Genomic DNA, 19,267 nt, shown 5'->3' on the forward strand with positions numbered 1-19,267 from the left:
GCTAACGAAGGTGGCAAATAGTGAGAAGTGAGGAGGAGGGGTACTCATGTTGACAGAGCGCCAACGCATGATTTTAAGTGCAATCATTGATGATTACGTTCGTTCAGCGGAGCCAATTGGTTCGCGAAGTATTTCGAAGCGTGGGAATGTTGGTTTTAGTCCAGCGACCATACGTAATGAAATGTCTGATCTCGAAGAAATGGGCTATCTTGAGCAGCCTCATACGTCCGCAGGTCGTATTCCTTCACACAAAGGTTATCGCTATTATGTCGATCATTTGTTGAAGCACGGCTCCTTGCAAAGTCATGATTTGGACTCCATGAAGGGGGCTTTCGCAGAACGTATTCAAGAGATGGAAGGTGTTATTCAGCACGTTGCTGGCATGCTCTCCAGTCTTACGAATTACACGTCTATTGTGCTCGGTCCTGAAGTATTTAGCACGACATTGAAGCATATCCAAATCATTCCGATCTCGGATACAACGGCTGTTGCGATCCTAGTGATGAATACGGGTCATGTTGAAAATAAGACTGTAACGATACCCGAAGGGATTCCGATGTCGGAAATCGAGAAGGTCGTTAATATTCTGAACACTAGGCTTAAGAATGTGCCATTGGTTCAGTTTAAATCGAAGCTCTACAATGAAATTTCTAACGAGTTAAGCAAATATGTCACCGGCTATCAAGAGCTTCTTGGTTTGGTGGAAAGCGTGCTTCAAAGTGATGAGAAGGACCGTGTATTCCTTAGCGGGATGACGAATATGCTTACACAGCCTGAGTTCAAGGATGTGGAGAAAGTAAAGAGCATTTTTGATTTGCTGGAAGAAGCACCAACCCTAATCAAGCTATTTACTCCGTCAAATGAAGGCATTGAGATTAAAATTGGTGCTGAGAATAGTATTGAAGCCATATCGAATTGCAGTTTAATTACAGCTTCCTATTCCATTGGCGGTACGCCGCTTGGAACGATTGGTATTTTGGGACCTACTCGCATGGAATACGGTAGAGTCATTGGTTTAATGGAACATCTATCGAAGCATATGGAATTGGTCCTAGGACGTTGGTATGGCAAATGACAGGAGTCAAACCCATGCACGGTGAAAGTGAAGAACGGTACTCTACGTTAGTGAATAATGCTGCGGCAGTCAGAGCGATTTGTTCTGCTGTCGAAGGAACCTTAGGTCCTAAAGGACTAGATACCATGTTAGTTGGCGGCCAAGGTGATGTCATCATTACTAACGATGGTGTAACCATATTGGAAAAGATGGATGTAACTCATCCTGCTGCTAGGCTAATGATTCAAGTCGCTCGCAGTCAACAACGCCAAATTGGCGATGGCACAACGACAGCCACAGTGCTTGCCGGAGCCATGGTGCAAGAAGGCGTCGCACAAGTTACTCGCGGCGTTCCTGTTGCCAAGGTTGTCACTGGCATGCTACAGGGCATTGAATTGGCCGTAGCGAGCTTGCAGGGCCGTAGTCGTCAGATTGTTGGCCTTGGAGATCGCGCGCTGCAGCGGATTGCTTACACGGCAGGTCGCGAGCAAACGGACATCGCTAAGCTTATCATTCAAGCAGCGGAAGCGGTTGGTGAGGCGAAACTGCGCGAAGAAGGCTATCGCTTCGCGGACAGCGTGCTCGCACATGAAGAAGCGAGCAGCGAGGTTTGGACCGGCATTCTGCTGAACCAGAAGCCGATGAACCTACATCTCGAGCATGAGCGGCGAGATGCACGCATCCTCGTGCTGCATGATGCCCTGGAGCCTGAGGCGGTCAGCGAGGAATCGCTGGTCACCGAGGCAGGCTTCCAGCGCTACATGCAGCTCCGGGAGCTCTTCCGCAGCAGCCTCGGCTCGCTGCTGGAGCTTGGCGTCGGGCTGATTGCATCAGACCGCGGGGTTGACCCTGAGGCGGAGCAGTTCTGCTCCGACCATGGCATCCTCGTGCTGCAGCGGCTGTCCCGCCGGGACTTGCAGCTGCTGAGCGAGCACACCGGCGCTAGGCCGGTGCGGCGCACGGCGCTGCGCAAGAGCGCGCCGGAGCTGAGCGCTGCGCTCGGTCACGCGGGCTATGCCGCGTATGACGAGCGGCTGGAGCGCGTGCGCGTGGCGCGCGGTCACGGCGAACAGCACGTGACCGTGATCGTTGGCGCCGCGACGCGCGAAGCGGCGCATGAGCGCTCGCGTATCGCGAAGGACGCTGCGTCAGCCGTCCAAGCCGCAGTACGCGGCGGGTACTTGCCTGGCGGCGGCGCTGCGGAGATGGCCGTCGCGCATGATCTGGAGCGTGTGCGCGAGACGATGAAGGGCATGGAGGGCTTTGGTGTGGCCGCTGTCGCGGGAGCACTGCGCAAGCCATTGTCTCAAATCGTCGTGAATGCAGGCTACAATCCGCTCGAGAAGGTTGAAGAGCTGAAAGCGGCCCAGCTTGCGCAGGATACGGACAGCCTAGGGATCGATTGTGATACGGGGTTGATCACGGATTTTGTGGAAGCGGGGATCATGGATCCGACAGATGTGAAAATTCACGCTCTGCAAGCGGCTGGGGAAGTAGCTGCCGCGGTACTGCGTATCCATACAGTGATTAAGATGAAGCAGCCTTTTGAAGAGAACTAAAGATGGGCAAACTAAACCCAAATCCATCGTGTATTATGTTTAGGAGGTGAAGGACAATTGAGTACTGGAGATAACAAAACAGTCGAACAAGACATTGACACTACATACGCAGCCGATAACGAAGCAATGACTGAAGAAGCTGGTGTAGAAGTTTCCGAGGAAGCTACAGTATCTAGCGAATTGGAACAGGCGCGTGTGCAAGCCGAAGAAAACTATCAGCGTTTATTACGCGTTCAAGCGGACTTCGACAACTTCCGTCGCCGTGCAAGAGCGGAGAAGGAAGATTTCGCGAAATACGCTTCGCTAAAATTGATTGAGCAGCTATTACCGATTGTGGATAACTTTGATCGCGCGCTGTCTTCAAGCAAAGAGACGAAGGATTTCGACGCATTGGTGAAGGGCTTGGATATGACATACCGCGGTATTGATCAACTATTAACTGCTGAAGGGCTTAAGCCTATCGAAGCTGTTGGTCAACCGTTCAACCCTGAGTTCCATCAAGCCGTGATGCAAGTGGAATCCGAGGAGCATGAAGAAGGTATCGTCGTTGAAGAATTGCAAAAAGGCTATATCTTGAAAGATAAGGTCATCCGACCAGCAATGGTTAAAGTTAGCGTATAAGTCTAATTTTGATCACGAAGTAGTCCAAGAAGCTTATTCGACATCGAATATTGAATTCAGCCGGAAATTCCGGTGTTCACGTAGTTTACACTACGCTCCGCTCCTCATTTCCTAGCTTCTTTCAATCTTCTCGGTGCTGAAAACCAGACTAAAGGATCTTATTTCATCCTAAAAAACTAATGACGTTCCTATGGGACATAAGGAGGCATCTTTACATGAGTAAAGTAATTGGTATTGACTTAGGTACTACAAATTCTTGCGTTGCCGTAATGGAAGGCGGAGAAGCTGTTGTTATTCCAAATCCAGAAGGTAACCGCACAACGCCATCCGTTGTAGGTTTCAAGAAAGATGGCGAGCGTGTAGTTGGTGAAACTGCTAAGCGTCAAGCGATCACAAACCCAGACAAAACAATCAGCTCCATCAAGCGTCACATTGGTACGAACCACAAAGAGCACATTGATGGCAAAGACTACACGCCACAAGAGATCTCTGCAATCATCCTGCAAAAGCTAAAAGCGGATGCAGAAGCTTACCTTGGTCAAACGGTTACGCAAGCGGTAATCACGGTTCCTGCTTACTTCAACGATAGCCAACGTCAAGCAACTAAAGATGCTGGTAAAATTGCTGGTCTTGAAGTTCTTCGTATCGTCAATGAGCCAACTGCAGCAGCACTTGCATACGGTTTGGAGAAAACAGAAGATCAAACAATTCTCGTTTATGACCTTGGTGGCGGTACATTCGACGTATCCATCCTTGAGCTAGGCGATGGTTTCTTCGAAGTTAAAGCAACAAGCGGCGACAACAAATTGGGCGGCGATGACTTTGACCAAGTGATCATCGATTACCTCGTTGCTGAATTCAAAAAAGAGCAAGGCATTGACCTTTCCAAAGATAAAGCAGCTGTACAACGTTTGAAAGATGCAGCTGAAAAAGCGAAAAAAGAACTTTCCGGTGTTTTGACTACGACGGTTTCCCTTCCGTTCATCACGGTAGCAGACGGCGTACCTCAGCATTTGGAGTTAAACTTGACGCGTGCGAAGTTCGAAGAGCTTTCCGCTGGTCTAGTTGAAAGAACATTAGGACCAACTCGTCAAGCGCTTCAAGATTCCGGTTTGTCAACAAGCCAAATCGATAAAGTTGTTCTTGTCGGTGGATCCACTCGTATTCCTGCGGTTGTAGAAGCGATCAAGAAATTAATCGGTAAAGAGCCACACAAAGGTGTTAACCCGGATGAAGTTGTTGCCCTTGGCGCAGCTGTTCAAGCTGGTGTCTTGACTGGTGAGGTGAAAGACGTTGTTCTTCTTGACGTAACACCACTTTCCCTTGGTATCGAAACAGCAGGCGGCGTATTCACGAAAATGATCGACCGCAACACAACGATTCCTACTACGAAATCACAAGTGTACTCCACTTATGCAGATAACCAAACTAGCGTAGAGATTCACGTACTTCAAGGTGAGCGCTCCATGGCTAGCGGTAACAAAACACTTGGCCGCTTCATGCTAGGTGACATTCCTCCAGCTCCACGCGGCGTTCCACAAATCGAAGTAAGCTTCGATATCGATGCGAACGGTATCGTTAACGTGTCTGCTTTGGATAAAGGAACAGGCAAAAGCCAAAAAATCACGATCACTTCTTCCAGCGGCTTGAGCGATGCAGAAGTTGAACAAATGGTGAAGGATGCGGAAGCGCATGCTGAAGAAGATCGCGCACGTAAAGAGCTTGTAGAAGCTCGTAACGAAGCTGATCAATTGGTGTATTCCGTTGACAAAACGATCAAAGATCTTGGCGACAAAGTAGATCAAGGCGAGATCGACAAAGCGAATGCAGCGAAAGAGAAAGTTACAGCTGCTCTTGCTGGCAACGATCTTGAAACGATCAAAAAAGCAACAGAAGAATTGACTGAAGTCATTCAACAACTTTCTGTTAAATTATATGAGCAAGCTTCCCAAGATCAAGGCCCAGGTCCTGATGCTGGCGCAGGCGAAGCACCTAAAGGCAGAGAAAATGTTGTAGACGCGGACTACGAAGTGGTTGACGAACCTAAAAAATAAACATATTCTAACTAAATAGAAGTTTAAAGAAGTTTTTTAAACACTGTTTGTTACGCATGGAACGTTAGAGTCAAAGCCCACTGGAGTTTCTCCACGGCTTTGACTTTCCGTTTGTAGTCTTGAACATGGGAGTGGAACAAGTGAGTAAACGTGATTATTACGAGGTGTTAGGTCTCGGGAAGAATGCTTCACAGGAAGAGATCAAGAAGGCTTACCGTAAAATGGCACGTCAATATCACCCTGACGTGAATAAAGCGGCAGATGCAGAAGATAAGTTCAAAGAAGCGAAAGACGCCTATGACGTTCTGAGTGATGATCAGAAGAAAGCGCAGTATGATCAGTTCGGTCACGTAGATCCGAATCAAGGATTTGGCGGCGGTCAAGACTTCAGCGGCGGCTTCGGGGATATTTTTGATATGTTCTTTGGCGGCGGTGGCGGTGGTAATCGTCGTAATCCGAATGCCCCACAACGCGGTAATGATTTGCAATACACGATGACAGTGGAATTCAAAGAAGCCATTTTCGGCAAAGAAATGGATATCAACATTCCGCGTACTGAAAATTGTGATACATGTCATGGTTCCGGTGCCAAAGCTGGAACAAAGCCAGAAACATGTGGCGGCTGTCATGGTAGCGGACAACAAGAAGTGGTTCAGAATACAGCATTTGGCCGTATTGTGAATCGCCGCGTGTGTACCTCATGTAATGGTTCCGGTAAAATCATCAAAGAAAAATGCGGAACATGTCATGGCGCTGGTAAAGTGAAAAAGACTCGCACCATTCACATCAAGATTCCAGCTGGGGTAGATGATGGTGCTCAACTTCGCGTTTCTGGTGAAGGTGAAGGCGGAACACGTGGAGGCCCGTCAGGTGATCTTTATGTTGTGATTCGTGTGAAAAACCATGAGTTCTTCCAACGTGAAGGTAATGATGTGTACTGTGAAGTGCCATTGACTTTCATGCAGGCGGCGCTTGGTGATGAAATCGAAATCCCTACGCTAACTGAGAAAGTGAAGCTCAAGATTCCAGCAGGTACGCAAACCGATACGTACTTCCGTCTGAAAGGCAAAGGCGTTCCGCATCTTCGTGGATTCGGTCAAGGGGATCAACACGTGAAAGTTATCGTGATGACACCGACGAACTTGTCAGAAGATCAGAAGGATTTACTGCGTCAGTTCGGCAAGCAAAGTGGCGAGCATACGCATGAGCAAAGCCAGTCTATTTTTGAACGTATGAAAAGAGCCTTCTTAGGCGACTAGATGACTATGGCACCTCAAGTGTGTGGATAACAGATTAATCTGTGCATTCACGCATTTGAGGTGCTTTTTGCTTTGAAGTGAATTTCTATCATTTCAGTGAATTTATATCCAATGCAAACTTCTTCGCGATTTCTCCCGAACCCGAACCCGAACCCGAACTCCGAACCCGAACTCCGAACCCGAACTCCGAACCCGAACTCCGAACCCCTCTTGACTAGAAACCCTTCAGAAGATACCCAGCACCAGCACCAGCACCCAGCACCCAGCACCCAGCACCCAGCACCCAGCACCCAGCACCCAGCACCCAGCACCCAGCACCCAGCACCCAGCACCCAGCACCCAGCACCCCCACCACCTAACGGAAATGGCAGACGCTATTTGCTTAAAATCAGGGGAATTGAAGCGCTAACGGACACAGAAGTCACTATTGGGGTGTAAATCAGCTTATTTGTGGAAATTTCACCGAAATAGCTGCAATAGTGTCCGTTAGTCATAGAAAAGGTGGTTTTTAAGTGAATTAGCGTACACTCTGTCCGTTAGGGGATGCAATCGACTATTGAGCAACGTGAAAACATAACCAGCCCCCACCAGTTACCTCGTACCGGCGCCCATCAACCATCATCCATCATCCATCATACAGCACCTAGCACCCAGCACCCAGCCTCCAGCCTCCTAACGGACATAGAAGACGTTATTTGTTTTGAATCATGAAGTGTGAAACGCTAGTAGCCCCAGACGTCACCTAACGAAAGCTCTCCTTCTCGCACCATTGATCATCTCTTAACAAATCCTATCAAATTTACAATACTTTCATATGATTTTGACGTTCTCCGAATCTACGAGCCTTATGCTAGGAAGGTGAAATACTATTTTTGGAGGGAAGACATTTGAAAAAAGGGTTAAAGCAATTAATGGGTTCAGGAATGGCAGTTTCTTTATTAACTCTAAGTTTAGCAGGCACAGTATCCGCTGCAGATTCAGCAACACCATCAACAGCTCCGTCATCAGTTCCTTCTAAAAATTTGATCGTACTCATCGGCGATGGGATGGGGCCAGCTGAAGTGACAGCTGCTCGTTACTACGCGAAGAAATTCCTGGGTAAAGACCGTCTGGAATTGGATGGCGGCTATTATGTGGGGAAAGCGACTACATATTCACAAGCAAGTCCTTACACAACAGAGTCAGGTGCGATTACGGATTCAGCTGCAGCGGCTACCGCTTTTTCAACAGGCAATAAAACATACAACAATGCGATCAGTGTATCCAATGGGGATGTAGCTAAGCCGTATGCTTCTGTTATTGAAGCAGCGATGAAGCAAGGCAAAGCAACTGGTTTAGTATCAACTGACAATATTACCGGGGCAACTCCTGCTGTATGGGCGTCACATGTTCGCCAACGCAGTAACCAGAATGCGATTGCTTCGCAATATTTGAACAGTGGTGTTGATGTTATCTTCGGCGGAGGGAAAGTTAACTTCACGACGAAAGAGGACAAAGGTAAGCGTACTGACAAAAATATCATTCCTGATTTTCAAGCAAAGGGCTACCAAACGGCTTTTGATAAAAAAGGCTTAGATGCTATCCCTGTAACCGCGGGCAAGGCGCTTGGACTTTTCGCGGATGCCGAAATTCCTTATGTACTTGACCGTACGGATACGGTGCCGTCGTTACCACAATTATCGCAAAAAGCACTCGATATTTTATCCCAAAATAAAAATGGCTTCGTCTTGTTAGTTGAGCAAGGTCGTATTGACCACTCGGGTCATGCGAACGATCTTCCTGCGAACATTCAAGAAATGCTAGAGTTGGATGCGACATTTAAAACGTTAGTGGATTTTGCTAAGAAAGATGGGAATACATCTGTTGTCGTATCAGCAGATCATGAAACAGGCGGTTTGTCTCTTGCAAGAGACAATGTGTATGAATTGAATGTGGATTTGTTTAACAAACAGAAGCACTCGTATGAGTATATCGATGGCATCTTGAAAAAAGCTCAAACCGCAGATGATATCCGCAAAATCGTAGCAGACAACATTGGCTTCACGGATCTTTCTGATGAGGAAGTACAATTGATTCTGAACGGTGATGGCTCATCCTACGGTCGTGGTGGCGGTTATAATGCAGTCGTGTCGAAGCGTCTTGCTGTAGGCTGGACAGGACATGGTCATACAGGGGTTGACGTTGGTGTTTGGGCTTATGGTCCGATAGCTGATCTTGTCAAAGGTGATATTGATAACACGGATATTGCTAAAAGCGGTGCGAAAGTGATTGGCGCTGATTTAGCAGCTGCAACGAAAGAGCTTCAAGATAAATATCTGTACCCGATGTTCAAAGTAACACGTGACTCCAAAACTTTGTTTACGGCAAGATCATTAGCAGAATCCCTCGGAATTCAAGTAGCATGGGATGAAGCGACGGGTACAGTTACTTTTACAAAGGATAGTCAAAAGGTTTCCGTTCTAGTCTCATCTGGTGCGATCACAGTAAATGGTACTGCAAGCGCATGGGTTGGTAATGTGGATAACGGCAAGTTGTATTTGCCACTAGAAGCTTTTAATCAACTGACTGGAAAAACGTACACATGGGATTCCTTTAACGAGCGTATTGTGAAAAATTAAACAGTGGAGCAGACGGACATGGGGAGCTCCTTCCCTGTGTCCTCTTTTCTTTTGGAGTCGAATGGAAGCGAGGGCCTACAGATGATTAGTCTACAAGGAATATCGAAATCTTTCGAACTGCATGGTCAAAGATTATCTATTTTACAGGTGACCCAGTGGCATATTCAAAAAGGTGAAAGAATTGCACTGATGGGAGCAAGTGGCTGTGGAAAAAGCACGCTTTTACATCTGCTTAGCGGGGTCATAACAGCTGATCAGGGAGAGGTTTGGGTGGCTGGACGCCCCGTTCATCTCCTCACCGAAAGTAAACGAGATCGCTTCCGCGCGGAGAATATCGGTTATATTTTTCAGGATTTTCATCTGATCGCTTCGTTAACTGTTAGGCAAAATATTGAACTCATCATGCCGCGCACTGGGACGAAGCAGGAGAGAAAGAAAAAGCTCGACGATTGGTTGGAGCGTGTGGGCTTGCAGGATCGTGGGCATCATCTACCTTCTCAATTATCTCGGGGTCAACAGCAAAGAGCCGCTATCGTTCGGGCGTTAATCACCAAGCCTCCCTTGCTATTAGCGGATGAACCTACGGGTAGTTTGGACTGGGACACAGCAAGTGAAATGATGACGTTGCTGCTTGATATTTGCAGAGATGAGGAATTGACTTTACTGACAGTCACACATGATCGGCATATTGCAGACATGTTCCCCAAACGTGTGTATATGCAAGAGCTGAACGAACTACTTAGGAGTGTTTCCGTATGAAAGTAATTTCCTTACTTTGGAGTCACATCTGGCATCGTAAAACCTTGTCACTCTTGACCATAAGCTCTGTGGCAATTACAGCAGCACTTGTTGTATTTCTACTGTTATGCAGCCAAGGTGTGGAGCAAGGTGCTGAAAAAGGCTATGGCCCCTTCGAAATCACGATTGGCGCGAAAGGCAGCGCTTCTCAGCTTGCACTTAATACCTACTACCATATTGGTGCGCCGACGGGCAATGTTCCGATTACGGTTTTAGAAGATGTTCGCAAAAATGAATTCGTCGACTCAGCCTATGCCATGACCACGGGGGATAATTATAATGGTTTTCCGATTGTCGGCATGGAACCCGGTTATTTCTTAACTCGTTATGGTGCTGAGAAACAAATGGCACAAGGTAAGCTCTACAGTAAGCTAGGTGAAACTATTGTTGGTTCCTATGTGGCAAGCTCTTTGGGTCTTCATGTAGGAGACACTTTCGCTGGTGCACATGGGCTGATACAAGGTTTGGAGGAAGATGGAGAGGAAGAAGAGCATCATCATGCATTCACCTATACGGTAGTGGGGATATTGCCACCATTCCATACATCGGATGATCGAGCTGTTTTCACTACATTGGACTATGCGTGGGCTGTTCACGAAAGTCAGCCAAACTCGGCTAAAGAGATTACTGCGATTGTCGTTAAACCGAAATCACTGCTAGGAGCCCAGTCAATCAAAACGGGTTTCGCACAATACAACAATGTGCAGGCTGTTTATACAAGCAAGGCGATTGCAGATGTTGTAAATGTTGTTGATCAAGGGACACAGGCAGTGAAGTTCGTGACGATGATATGTATTCTGCTTGCGGCGGGATCCATTCTATTGTCGCTGACTGCTGCGGTTCATGAACGCAAGAGAGACGTCGCACTGTTACGACTCATCGGGAAATCAAAATATTTCATCTGGCTTTCGCTTATTGGTGAAGGTGTTATTTTAACGTTAATTGGCCTAACGCTTGGGCTTGCTGCTGGACATATCGGAGGATATGTGAGCCGTGATGCAGTCTTTGCGAATACAGGATTACAAATACAGGCGGGAGCTTTCGTGCCAGGTGAATCCTTACTAGTTATCGTTACCTTGTTGATCGCGATTGTCGCGTCCATAGGTCCAGCAATTCAAGCATATCGTGTAGATCCATTGCAATTATTCCGTTCTTGAGGTGACATGAGGATGAAAAATAGACATAGAATCACTGGGCTGAGTTTGCTTGCCTTGTTCGTTATCCTTACTGGCTGTGGTCAAAAGGAGGCTAAGCTCTCAGGGCAATCCTTCGGAAGTATCGTGTCAAATGTGGAGTCTGTTGCATCTCCGATTCCGAACAGCAGTGTCTCCTCTAAGGAGACACCTACCGCTGGGCCTACAGAAATGCCTGCCGAAACACCTGCTGCAACTCCCATTGTAACCCCCATAGTGACTCCAAGCCCAAGCGCTGCTGTTCAAAGTGTGACTGCATCTGCATCGTCCAATGCTGCCCCTTCCATAGTTCCAACGCCTTCCCCACAGGCTCAGATAGAAAGTGGTAATTCGAGCACTGTAGTGGCAACAACTAAGCCCCCTGAGCCTATCACAGCGTTACCAGCGAAACAACAGCAATTGTCAAACGAACTGAAATGGGATGAGTTTTTCGATTCGGATAAACAAGATACACCTTCTAATAAGTTTTGGGATTTGAATGGAAAAACCGTACAGATCAAAGGCTTTATGGGAGAAGTGTTATCCTTTGATAAACATTGGTTTCTACTGATTCCTAAGCCTGGTGCCGAGTGTCCATTTGATAATGGCGATGAAACATACTGGAATAAGATCATGATTGTGTACGTGCCTGATTCAATGAAACTCAGGTATACCTCCGGCCCTTTGCAACTCACAGGGAGGCTTGACGTTGGCATTAAGCTTGATGAGTCGGGTTACAAAACGATGTTTCGCCTATATGATGCGTCTTTTGAGAAAATAAAAGAATAAACGTGGTCTGGCTTTTGCATAAAACGATGTCCGTTCGCAAATGATATATGGGGCTATCATGAAAGAAATTAGGAATATATTGGAGGCATGACAACATGAATCAGAAGAACAATAATCAAGGACAAAGCAATCTACCCGTTGCTAAGCAAGAGGATGTAGAATTTTCAGCGGAAGTAGCGGATAAAGACGATTTCGAAGCTGCTGAGCGCGCGCAAGCGGCGGATGACCGTCAGGAAGATCAGTAATGGCAGAAAGAGGGATTCTTGCCTATTTTCATTCCCCCGAACAAGCGGAAGGTGTTGCTTCTAAATTGAAGGCCTTGCGCGCTGTAGATGTGCAGGTTGACCGCTTCACAAATGATATCGGCAGTGGATTTGAGACGTCGATGGCAGACAGTATGATTAGTCAAGATCATGAGATCGATGCGGTAGGACTTGATATTGTATTGGCAGCAGTCATTGATGAGCAGTGTTATGAACAGGCAATCCGTGTGATTGAAACAGCGGGGGGCTCGGTTTAAACAAGAAGCACCTGTTCCATTGGACCTCGAGTTTCGGGGTCGACGGGACAGGTGCTTTTTAACTGTGGAGATAGTGGGAAATTATTCAACGCTCATCAATTTGACGAGCTTATCCGGATTATTCGTAATAATGCTAGTCACACCAAGTGCCAACATGCGTCGCATCATCCGTGTATCATTAACAGTCCAAACATAAACTTCTTTATGGCGATTCTCGGCGAGTCTCATGAAAGATTCATTCACAAGAGGGTAGGCCGCAGAAATGACTTCATAATCAGAACTTTTCATTAGTTCATCGAGATTTTCTGTATTTTGACCAACGATGAGGCCTGTCTTTATGGAGGCGTTAAGTGATTTTACTTTATGCAAAAGATCTGCATCGAAAGAGGTCACCGTACATTCTTTAACAAAATTATGCGATTGGATGATGTCCACTGTTTTTTGTGCAAGCTCCATTACATGGCCATTATTTTTCAACTCGATATTCAGCTTCATATGACCTTTGACGAGAGAAATAACTTCATCCAGCGTAGGGACATGCTCATCTTTGTAATCCTTATGATACCAATTTCCTGCACTTGCTTGTTTGAGTTCAGTTGAGGTGACTTCCCACATGTTTTTGTTGATACCGGTTGTCCTATACACACTATTGTCATGCATGAGCATGACGATACCATCAGCGGTTTCTTGCACATCTAACTCTGCGTATCCTGCGTGATCAGTAATGGCTTGTTGAAATGCAGCTAGTGTATTCTCAGGTGTATTCCCTGAACTTCCGCGATGAGCAGTAACTTGACTATAATTATCAGCCATCATGGTTTTGGTAGTCAGTGGTGCGATGAGTGCCATTGCAAGGAAAATAGGAAGAACCATGAGTGTTTTGCGCATAAGATGTCTCCGTTCTTACGATACATAATGATGATGACAAATTCAATGTAACACCTAAGTGTTAGAACTGTGTTAAGAAAATAAAAAAGCGCTTACATGAATGACTTCATTTTACCCCAGAAGCGAAGTGTAGTACAATACTCTTTGTGAAAATAGACCTATTAGGTTCATTTTACATAGGGAATAACCGACAGGAGGAGCAATACCGATGCTTTGGCAAGAATTAACTGTACATACGACAGAAGAAGCGATTGAAATGATAACCAACTTTGTTCATGAATTGGGAGCCGGAGGTGTTTCCATTGAAGAATCCGGTACCTTAAATAAAGAGAGAGATACGTCGTTTGGCCAATTATACGAAACGCCATTTAACGATATCCCGGAAGGTAGAGCTGTCATCAAAGGTTACTTCTACCACGGCACTGACATGGAGCCTGTTCTGGCTAATTTGAAGGCTTCTGTGGAACAATTGGCGGATTTTGATATTGATACGGGGAACCCGACGTTTGAGGTTGTTGAAGTCGATGATGAAGACTGGGCGCATGCATGGAAAACATATTTCAAACCAATTCGTGTATCCGATCGCTTGACGATTAAACCTACTTGGGAAGAATATACGGCTTCACCAGGCGAATTGATTTTGGAGCTCGATCCAGGTATGGCGTTCGGGACAGGCACGCATGCAACAACTTCACTTTGTTTGAAAACGTTGGAGAAAGTTCTTCAGCCTGGTGATGATGTGATTGATGTTGGAACGGGCTCAGGTATTCTTTCCATTGCAGCGGCTAAGCTTGGTGCGAAGCATGTACTTGCTGTGGATCTGGATCCCGTTGCGGTTACTAGTGCGTTGGATAATACGAAGCAAAACCAACTCGAAGATCAAATTACTGTGAAACTTAGTGATCTTCTTGGCGTACTTAAAGAAAGCGAGTCAGAAGGGGATGCGGGATTAGGTGTTTCCATTCCTGTTCAGCTCGTTGTTGCGAATATTTTGGCTGAGGTCATTGTCATGTTCGTTGATGATGTGTACGAGGTGTTGCAACAAGGCGGTTATTACATAACTTCAGGGATTATTACGAACAAAGAAGCGGATGTAGAAAAAGCACTGGTTGCAGCTAAATTCACGATCGTAGAGAAAAACTATGATTCGAATTGGGTTGTGATCGTAGCTAGAAAGCTGTAGGTGTTGGCTCATGGGAGGCTTATTATTTTACGATTGGAGCACGTTGCCGTTTGTTATTTTGGTACTCGTGCTGTCGTTTACGATTCATGAATGGGCGCATGCGTATAGCGCCTATAAATTAGGAGATGATACGGCTTATAAATTTGGTCGTGTCTCCTTGAACCCTATGGTCCATCTGGACCTCTTCGGGACGATTATGCTATTAATTGCTGGTTTTGGTTGGGCAAAACCGGTGCCTGTAAACCGTGGGAATTTCAAGCGTCCCCGCTTGTTTGGGATTATTGTGACTGCGGCTGGGCCGATTAGTAACTTGGTTTTGGCCTTTATTACTTTATTTATTTTTGCGCTATTCCAGAAATATGGGTGGCTAGATGGGATGTCCAAGGGAAGCTCAGATGCGATTGTTCTGTTCTTGCAGCTGATGTTGAAGATTAATATAACACTATTTATGTTCAATTTAATTCCAATTCCACCGCTTGACGGTTATCGAATTATTCAAGATTTGGTAAACCTCAGGTATACGGAGGCACTTCAAAAGTTTGAACAATGGGCTTCAGTCATTTTCCTTTTAGTAGTATTTATTGGCCCATTGCGTCGAGTTACATTAGATCCATACCTACGTTTAGGCGATGACATCATTAACCAATTTGCGATCGTGATTACTTCCATATTGGGCATGTAACCTAACCAGATAGTTCCATATGGATTTTAAGACTCAAACGAGGTATGATGGTGTGTGGAAGTTTCACTTGCAACAAGCTGTTCAAATGATGTTCACATGAACGAAGATAGAGAGGCTTTGACTATGCAACGTTATTTTCTCCCGCCTGAGCAGTTCCATGCTTCTACACAAACGGTCACCATTGAGGGTGACGATGCGCATCATCTTGGTCGTGTCATGCGAGCAGAAGTAGGAGATAAAGTGATCTGCAGCAATGGTGTGGATCGTGAGGTACTCGTTCGTATCACTCACCTGGATAAGGGAGCTGTTACCGCGGAGATCGTGGAAGAGCTTGCGATGGATGCGGAAGCGTCAGTTGACGTATGGATTGCACAGAGCTTACCCAAAGGCGATAAGATGGAGCTAATTATTCAAAAAGGGACCGAGATCGGGGCAGCCCGGTTTCTTCCTTTTTTATCGGAACGAACCATTGTACAGTACGATGCGAAGAAAGAAGCTAAGCGCACAGAGCGCTGGCAGAAAATTGCCAAGGAAGCGGCAGAGCAAGCCCATCGCAACCGTGTACCACAGATTGAATCCGTCTACTCGTGGAAGCAACTGCTGCAGCGGGCGAAGGAAGCGGATGTCGCTTGGATTTGTTATGAGAAAGAAGATGGTCAACAACTGAAACCTGCGATTCAGTCCGCGATTGCAGCAGGGCAAATCGAACCAGGTAAGCAAGTGTTGATTGCGGTAGGCCCCGAGGGTGGATTCACAGAGCAAGAAATTAAGCAAGCTGAAGAAGCTGGCTTTCGCTCGGTTTCGCTGGGGAATCGTATTTTACGGACGGAGACGGCCGCGATGGTCGGCCTTACGTGTCTGTTCTATGAAACCGGAGAAATGGGAGGATAAGCGAAAATGGCAACGGTAGCGTTTCATACACTAGGATGTAAAGTAAACTTTTATGATACAGAAGCAATTTGGCAGCTTTTCAAAAATGAGGGCTATGAGCAAGTTGATTTCGAAAATACAGCGGATGTCTATGTGATTAACACATGTACGGTTACGAATACAGGGGATAAGAAAAGTCGCCAAATGATCCGTCGTGCGATTCGTCGTAATCCAGAAGCAATCGTCGCAGTAACAGGTTGTTATGCGCAAACGTCACCAGCTGAAATTATGGCAATTCCAGGTGTGGATATGGTCATCGGGACACAGGATCGTGAGAAAATCATTCCGCTTGTGAAGCAATTTGAGTCGGATCGTCAACCGATTAACGCCGTTCGTAACATCATGAAAACCCGCACTTTCGAAGAGTTGGACGTGCCTGATTTTGCTGATCGTACAAGGGCTTTTCTGAAAATTCAAGAAGGCTGCAACAACTTCTGTACCTTCTGCATTATTCCGTGGTCACGTGGTCTTATGCGTAGCCGGGAACCGCAAAGCGTAATTGCACAAGCGGAGCAGCTGGTTGCAGCAGGCTATCAAGAAATTGTACTCACAGGTATTCATACTGGGGGCTATGGCGAAGATATTGAAGACTACAGCTTGGCGAAGCTTTTGAAGGATTTGGATAAAGTGGAAGGTTTGAAGCGTATTCGGATTTCTTCCATTGAAGCTAGCCAAATTACAGATGAAGTGATTGATGTTCTGAAATCTTCGGACAAAATGTGCCGTCATCTGCATATCCCGTTACAAGCGGGCGATGATCAGGTGCTTGCGCGGATGCGTCGGAAATATACGACTGCTGAGTTCGCTCGTAAAATTGAGCGTCTTCACGAAATTATGCCGGATGTTGCCATCACGACGGATGTTATTGTTGGTTTCCCAGGTGAAACAGAAGAGATGTTCCGTGACGGTTACAAGTTCATGGAGCAAATGAAGTTCTCTGAAATGCACGTTTTCCCTTATTCCAAGCGGACAGGTACGCCTGCTGCGCGGATGGAGGATCAAGTGGATGAAGAAATCAAAAATGCGCGTGTTCACGAACTCATTGATCTATCTGAGAAAATGCAATTGGCGTATGCGCAGAAATTTGTTGGGCAAGTCCTGGAAGTCATTCCGGAACGTACCTACAAAGGCGCTCCAGATAGCGGATTGTACAGTGGTTATTCTGACAACTATGTGCAGTTAGTTTTTGAAGGCTCGGAAGAGATGATCGGTCAAGTATGCCGTGTGAAGGTTACGGAAGCCGGTGTCAATGAAAGCAAGGGACAACTCGTACGCATTCTTGAAGGCGTAGTGAATTTGTAAGTGAAGTTGTAAGGCAATTACCCACCTCTACGCGTGGTCGTTCCTTTAGAATGACTGCGATAGAGGTTTTCTCGATTACACGGGAGCCCAGAGCTATGGATGAAATGACTAAATTAGATGAGGTGCTTCATAATGACATTGAACGCGAAAGAAATTGCTAGTTATATTGACCATACGTTATTGAAAGCAGATGCGAGCACAGCGGCGATTCACAAATTGTGTGAGGAAGCTGCGCAGCATCAATTTTTCAGTGTGTGTGTAAATTCGCAGTTTGTAGCAACTGCTGCCAAAGCTCTGGAAGGGACTGGCGTTAAGGTTGCAGCTGTAGTTGGTTTCCCACTTGGCGCTAGTTTGAGTGAAGTTAAAGCATTCGAAGCGGCAAAAGCTGTTGAAAACGGAGCTGCTGAAATCGATACCGTTTTGCCGATTGGATTGCTTTTGGAAGGACAACTGGATGCGGTTCGTTCGGATATTAAACAAGTCGTGGATGCTGTAAAAGGAAAAGCTATCGTTAAAGTGATCATGGAAACGGGTTTCCTGAATGATGATCAGAAAGCAACAGCTTGCCGTCTTTCGGAAGAAGCAGGTGCTCATTTTGTGAAAACATCGACTGGTTTTGGACCTGGTGGAGCTACGGTAGAAGATGTTCGCTTGATGCGTCAAAATGTATCAAGCACGATTGGTGTGAAAGCTTCTGGCGGTGTTCGCGACGTAGAGACGGCAATTGCGATGATTGAAGCGGGAGCAACGAGACTAGGGACTAGCTCTGGTGTAGCTATTGTGAACGGAACTCAAGGCGCTTCCACATACTAAGATAGCAGAGAGGCAACGCGATTAAGGAACCTACGATGTTGAAAATGGTTTGGGACCTTGCGATTTGCGATGCTGCATCATTAGCTAATAGAGCGGAAAGACTGACGAGCCAGTGGATGAACGGATAAAAAAGGATTGCACCTCCCACATTCAGCAGCACATGTGACCAAGCGACATAACGCCCGGCGCGCGAGCTGCTCATGCCTGCGATCACTGCAGTGACACAGGTACCAACGTTGGCACCAATGGTAATGGCAACCCCGAGCTCAACGGGGATTGCCCCTGTGGCGGCGAGGCTCATCGCCATCGCAATAACGGCTGCGCTGCTATGCACAAGCGCGGTCACCGCTGCGCCTGCGAGGATGCCCCATAGCAGGCTCGTTTGCGCCTGGTGCACGAACCAGGCGAACAGACCGCGGGACTGCAGCGCAGGCCCGATGGTTTGCATGATCTCGATGCCGAGCAGCACGAGAGAGAAGCCAGCCACCGCGAGCGAGCCGTAGCGGACGCTGCGCAGCCCTTGGCGACCGCCGTCATGCACGGCGGTCTGCGGTAGTGCCGCGCCTGCTTGCGCGGCGTTGGAGCGGGGCTCGCTTGCCTGAGGCAGCGGCCCGGCCAGCCAGCTCGCCAGCCAAACGCTGGCGCTGGCGATCAGGATCGGCACGCCGATGCCGCCCAAGCTGAGCCCGATCAGCTCAGTGGTGAGGCACGTGCCGATATTGGTTCCGAGAATCACGCCTAGTGTTCTCGGGAAGGACAGGACGCCAGCGCCGACGAGGCCGATGGCGATTACTGTGATGGCGGTGCTGCTCTGCAGCGCCGCGGTGAGCACGGTGCCGGTGATAAGACCGCGCACCGGTGTTCGGGTAAACCGCTCCAGCCACAGCTGGAGGCGGGGTCCTGCCCAGGTCTGAAGCGAGGTTTCCATTAGCTTCATCCCGAGCAGAAATAAGATAAAGCCTGTAGCAACAGGCAGTATAATAGCATGAATCATGAGAGGGATCTCCTTTTCGTGAGTGTACGAC

At 47.1% G+C, this 19,267-nt stretch carries 18 protein-coding genes; 16 read left to right on the forward strand and 2 right to left on the reverse strand.

Annotated elements, in window-relative coordinates:
- The first annotated feature begins 46 nt into the window (after positions 1–46).
- From hrcA to ACSQ8O_RS16690, 11 genes are all read left to right on the forward strand, one after another.
- A complete protein-coding gene (gene hrcA / locus ACSQ8O_RS16640) occupies positions 47–1,075 on the forward strand; it encodes a heat-inducible transcriptional repressor HrcA (protein ID WP_056609791.1) in 1,029 nt (342 codons plus the stop codon).
- On the forward strand, positions 1,072–2,613 hold the full coding sequence (locus ACSQ8O_RS16645) for a TCP-1/cpn60 chaperonin family protein (RefSeq protein WP_436242603.1): 1,542 nt from the start codon (positions 1,072–1,074) through the stop codon (positions 2,611–2,613). Before hrcA ends, ACSQ8O_RS16645 begins: the two co-directional genes overlap by 4 nt.
- Positions 2,614–2,670: 57 nt before the next feature.
- Positions 2,671–3,234 (forward strand): nucleotide exchange factor GrpE, encoded by a 564-nt coding sequence (gene grpE, locus ACSQ8O_RS16650; protein WP_436242604.1) that lies wholly within the window; start codon positions 2,671–2,673, stop codon positions 3,232–3,234.
- 215 nt (positions 3,235–3,449) lie between these two features.
- The gene (gene dnaK / locus ACSQ8O_RS16655) at positions 3,450–5,288 is read left to right on the forward strand and encodes a molecular chaperone DnaK (protein ID WP_236291007.1); all 1,839 of its coding nucleotides are present in this window, start codon (positions 3,450–3,452) and stop codon (positions 5,286–5,288) included.
- Positions 5,289–5,413: 125 nt separating this feature from the next.
- Positions 5,414–6,547 carry a molecular chaperone DnaJ gene (gene dnaJ, locus ACSQ8O_RS16660; RefSeq protein ID WP_420851923.1) on the forward strand — a complete coding sequence of 378 codons (1,134 nt, stop codon included), beginning with the start codon at positions 5,414–5,416 and terminating at the stop codon, positions 6,545–6,547.
- An 887-nt stretch (positions 6,548–7,434) separates the two neighbouring features.
- Positions 7,435–9,165 (forward strand): alkaline phosphatase, encoded by a 1,731-nt coding sequence (locus ACSQ8O_RS16665; RefSeq protein WP_436242605.1) that lies wholly within the window; start codon positions 7,435–7,437, stop codon positions 9,163–9,165.
- A gap of 36 nt (positions 9,166–9,201) precedes the next feature.
- Positions 9,202–9,924, forward strand: a complete 723-nt coding sequence (locus tag ACSQ8O_RS16670; protein WP_436242606.1) for an ABC transporter ATP-binding protein — start codon at positions 9,202–9,204, stop codon at positions 9,922–9,924.
- A complete protein-coding gene (locus ACSQ8O_RS16675) occupies positions 9,921–11,120 on the forward strand; it encodes an ABC transporter permease (RefSeq protein WP_436242607.1) in 1,200 nt (399 codons plus the stop codon). The genes ACSQ8O_RS16670 and ACSQ8O_RS16675 overlap by 4 nt, the downstream gene beginning before the upstream one ends.
- Positions 11,121–11,132: 12 nt before the next feature.
- Positions 11,133–11,924 carry a hypothetical protein gene (locus ACSQ8O_RS16680; RefSeq protein ID WP_436242608.1) on the forward strand — a complete coding sequence of 264 codons (792 nt, stop codon included), beginning with the start codon at positions 11,133–11,135 and terminating at the stop codon, positions 11,922–11,924.
- A gap of 95 nt (positions 11,925–12,019) precedes the next feature.
- Complete coding sequence (locus ACSQ8O_RS16685) at positions 12,020–12,169, forward strand: YfhD family protein (protein ID WP_082595230.1); 150 nt, start codon at positions 12,020–12,022, stop codon at positions 12,167–12,169.
- Positions 12,169–12,444 carry a hypothetical protein gene (locus ACSQ8O_RS16690; RefSeq protein ID WP_056609774.1) on the forward strand — a complete coding sequence of 92 codons (276 nt, stop codon included), beginning with the start codon at positions 12,169–12,171 and terminating at the stop codon, positions 12,442–12,444. The genes ACSQ8O_RS16685 and ACSQ8O_RS16690 overlap by 1 nt, the downstream gene beginning before the upstream one ends.
- An 81-nt stretch (positions 12,445–12,525) precedes the next feature.
- On the opposite strand, the gene ACSQ8O_RS16695 is transcribed toward ACSQ8O_RS16690, so the two are convergent.
- Positions 12,526–13,332, reverse strand: a complete 807-nt coding sequence (locus ACSQ8O_RS16695) for a glycerophosphodiester phosphodiesterase (RefSeq protein ID WP_436242609.1) — start codon at positions 13,330–13,332, stop codon at positions 12,526–12,528.
- Positions 13,333–13,540: 208 nt separating this feature from the next.
- Between ACSQ8O_RS16695 and prmA the strand changes: the two genes are divergently transcribed.
- From prmA to deoC, 5 genes are all read left to right on the forward strand, one after another.
- Positions 13,541–14,515 carry a 50S ribosomal protein L11 methyltransferase gene (prmA, locus tag ACSQ8O_RS16700; protein WP_436242610.1) on the forward strand — a complete coding sequence of 325 codons (975 nt, stop codon included), beginning with the start codon at positions 13,541–13,543 and terminating at the stop codon, positions 14,513–14,515.
- 10 nt (positions 14,516–14,525) lie between these two features.
- A complete protein-coding gene (locus ACSQ8O_RS16705; protein WP_436242611.1) occupies positions 14,526–15,197 on the forward strand; it encodes a site-2 protease family protein in 672 nt (223 codons plus the stop codon).
- Positions 15,198–15,320: 123 nt separating this feature from the next.
- Positions 15,321–16,088: a 16S rRNA (uracil(1498)-N(3))-methyltransferase gene (locus tag ACSQ8O_RS16710; RefSeq protein WP_436242954.1), complete on the forward strand. Its 768-nt coding sequence runs from the start codon at positions 15,321–15,323 to the stop codon at positions 16,086–16,088.
- A gap of 6 nt (positions 16,089–16,094) precedes the next feature.
- Complete coding sequence (gene mtaB, locus ACSQ8O_RS16715; protein ID WP_056609765.1) at positions 16,095–17,429, forward strand: tRNA (N(6)-L-threonylcarbamoyladenosine(37)-C(2))-methylthiotransferase MtaB; 1,335 nt, start codon at positions 16,095–16,097, stop codon at positions 17,427–17,429.
- A 132-nt stretch (positions 17,430–17,561) separates the two neighbouring features.
- The gene (gene deoC, locus ACSQ8O_RS16720; RefSeq protein WP_436242612.1) at positions 17,562–18,242 is read left to right on the forward strand and encodes a deoxyribose-phosphate aldolase; all 681 of its coding nucleotides are present in this window, start codon (positions 17,562–17,564) and stop codon (positions 18,240–18,242) included.
- Here deoC and ACSQ8O_RS16725 read toward each other — a convergent pair.
- Entirely contained in the window at positions 18,205–19,236 is a 1,032-nt protein-coding gene (locus tag ACSQ8O_RS16725) for a Na/Pi cotransporter family protein (RefSeq protein WP_436242613.1), read from the reverse strand. The genes deoC and ACSQ8O_RS16725 overlap by 38 nt on opposite strands.
- Positions 19,237–19,267: the final 31 nt, after the last annotated feature.

It is taken from the genome of Paenibacillus sp. LjRoot56 (assembly GCF_964253335.1).
GTDB lineage: Bacteria > Bacillota > Bacilli > Paenibacillales > NBRC-103111 > Paenibacillus_E > Paenibacillus_E allorhizoplanae.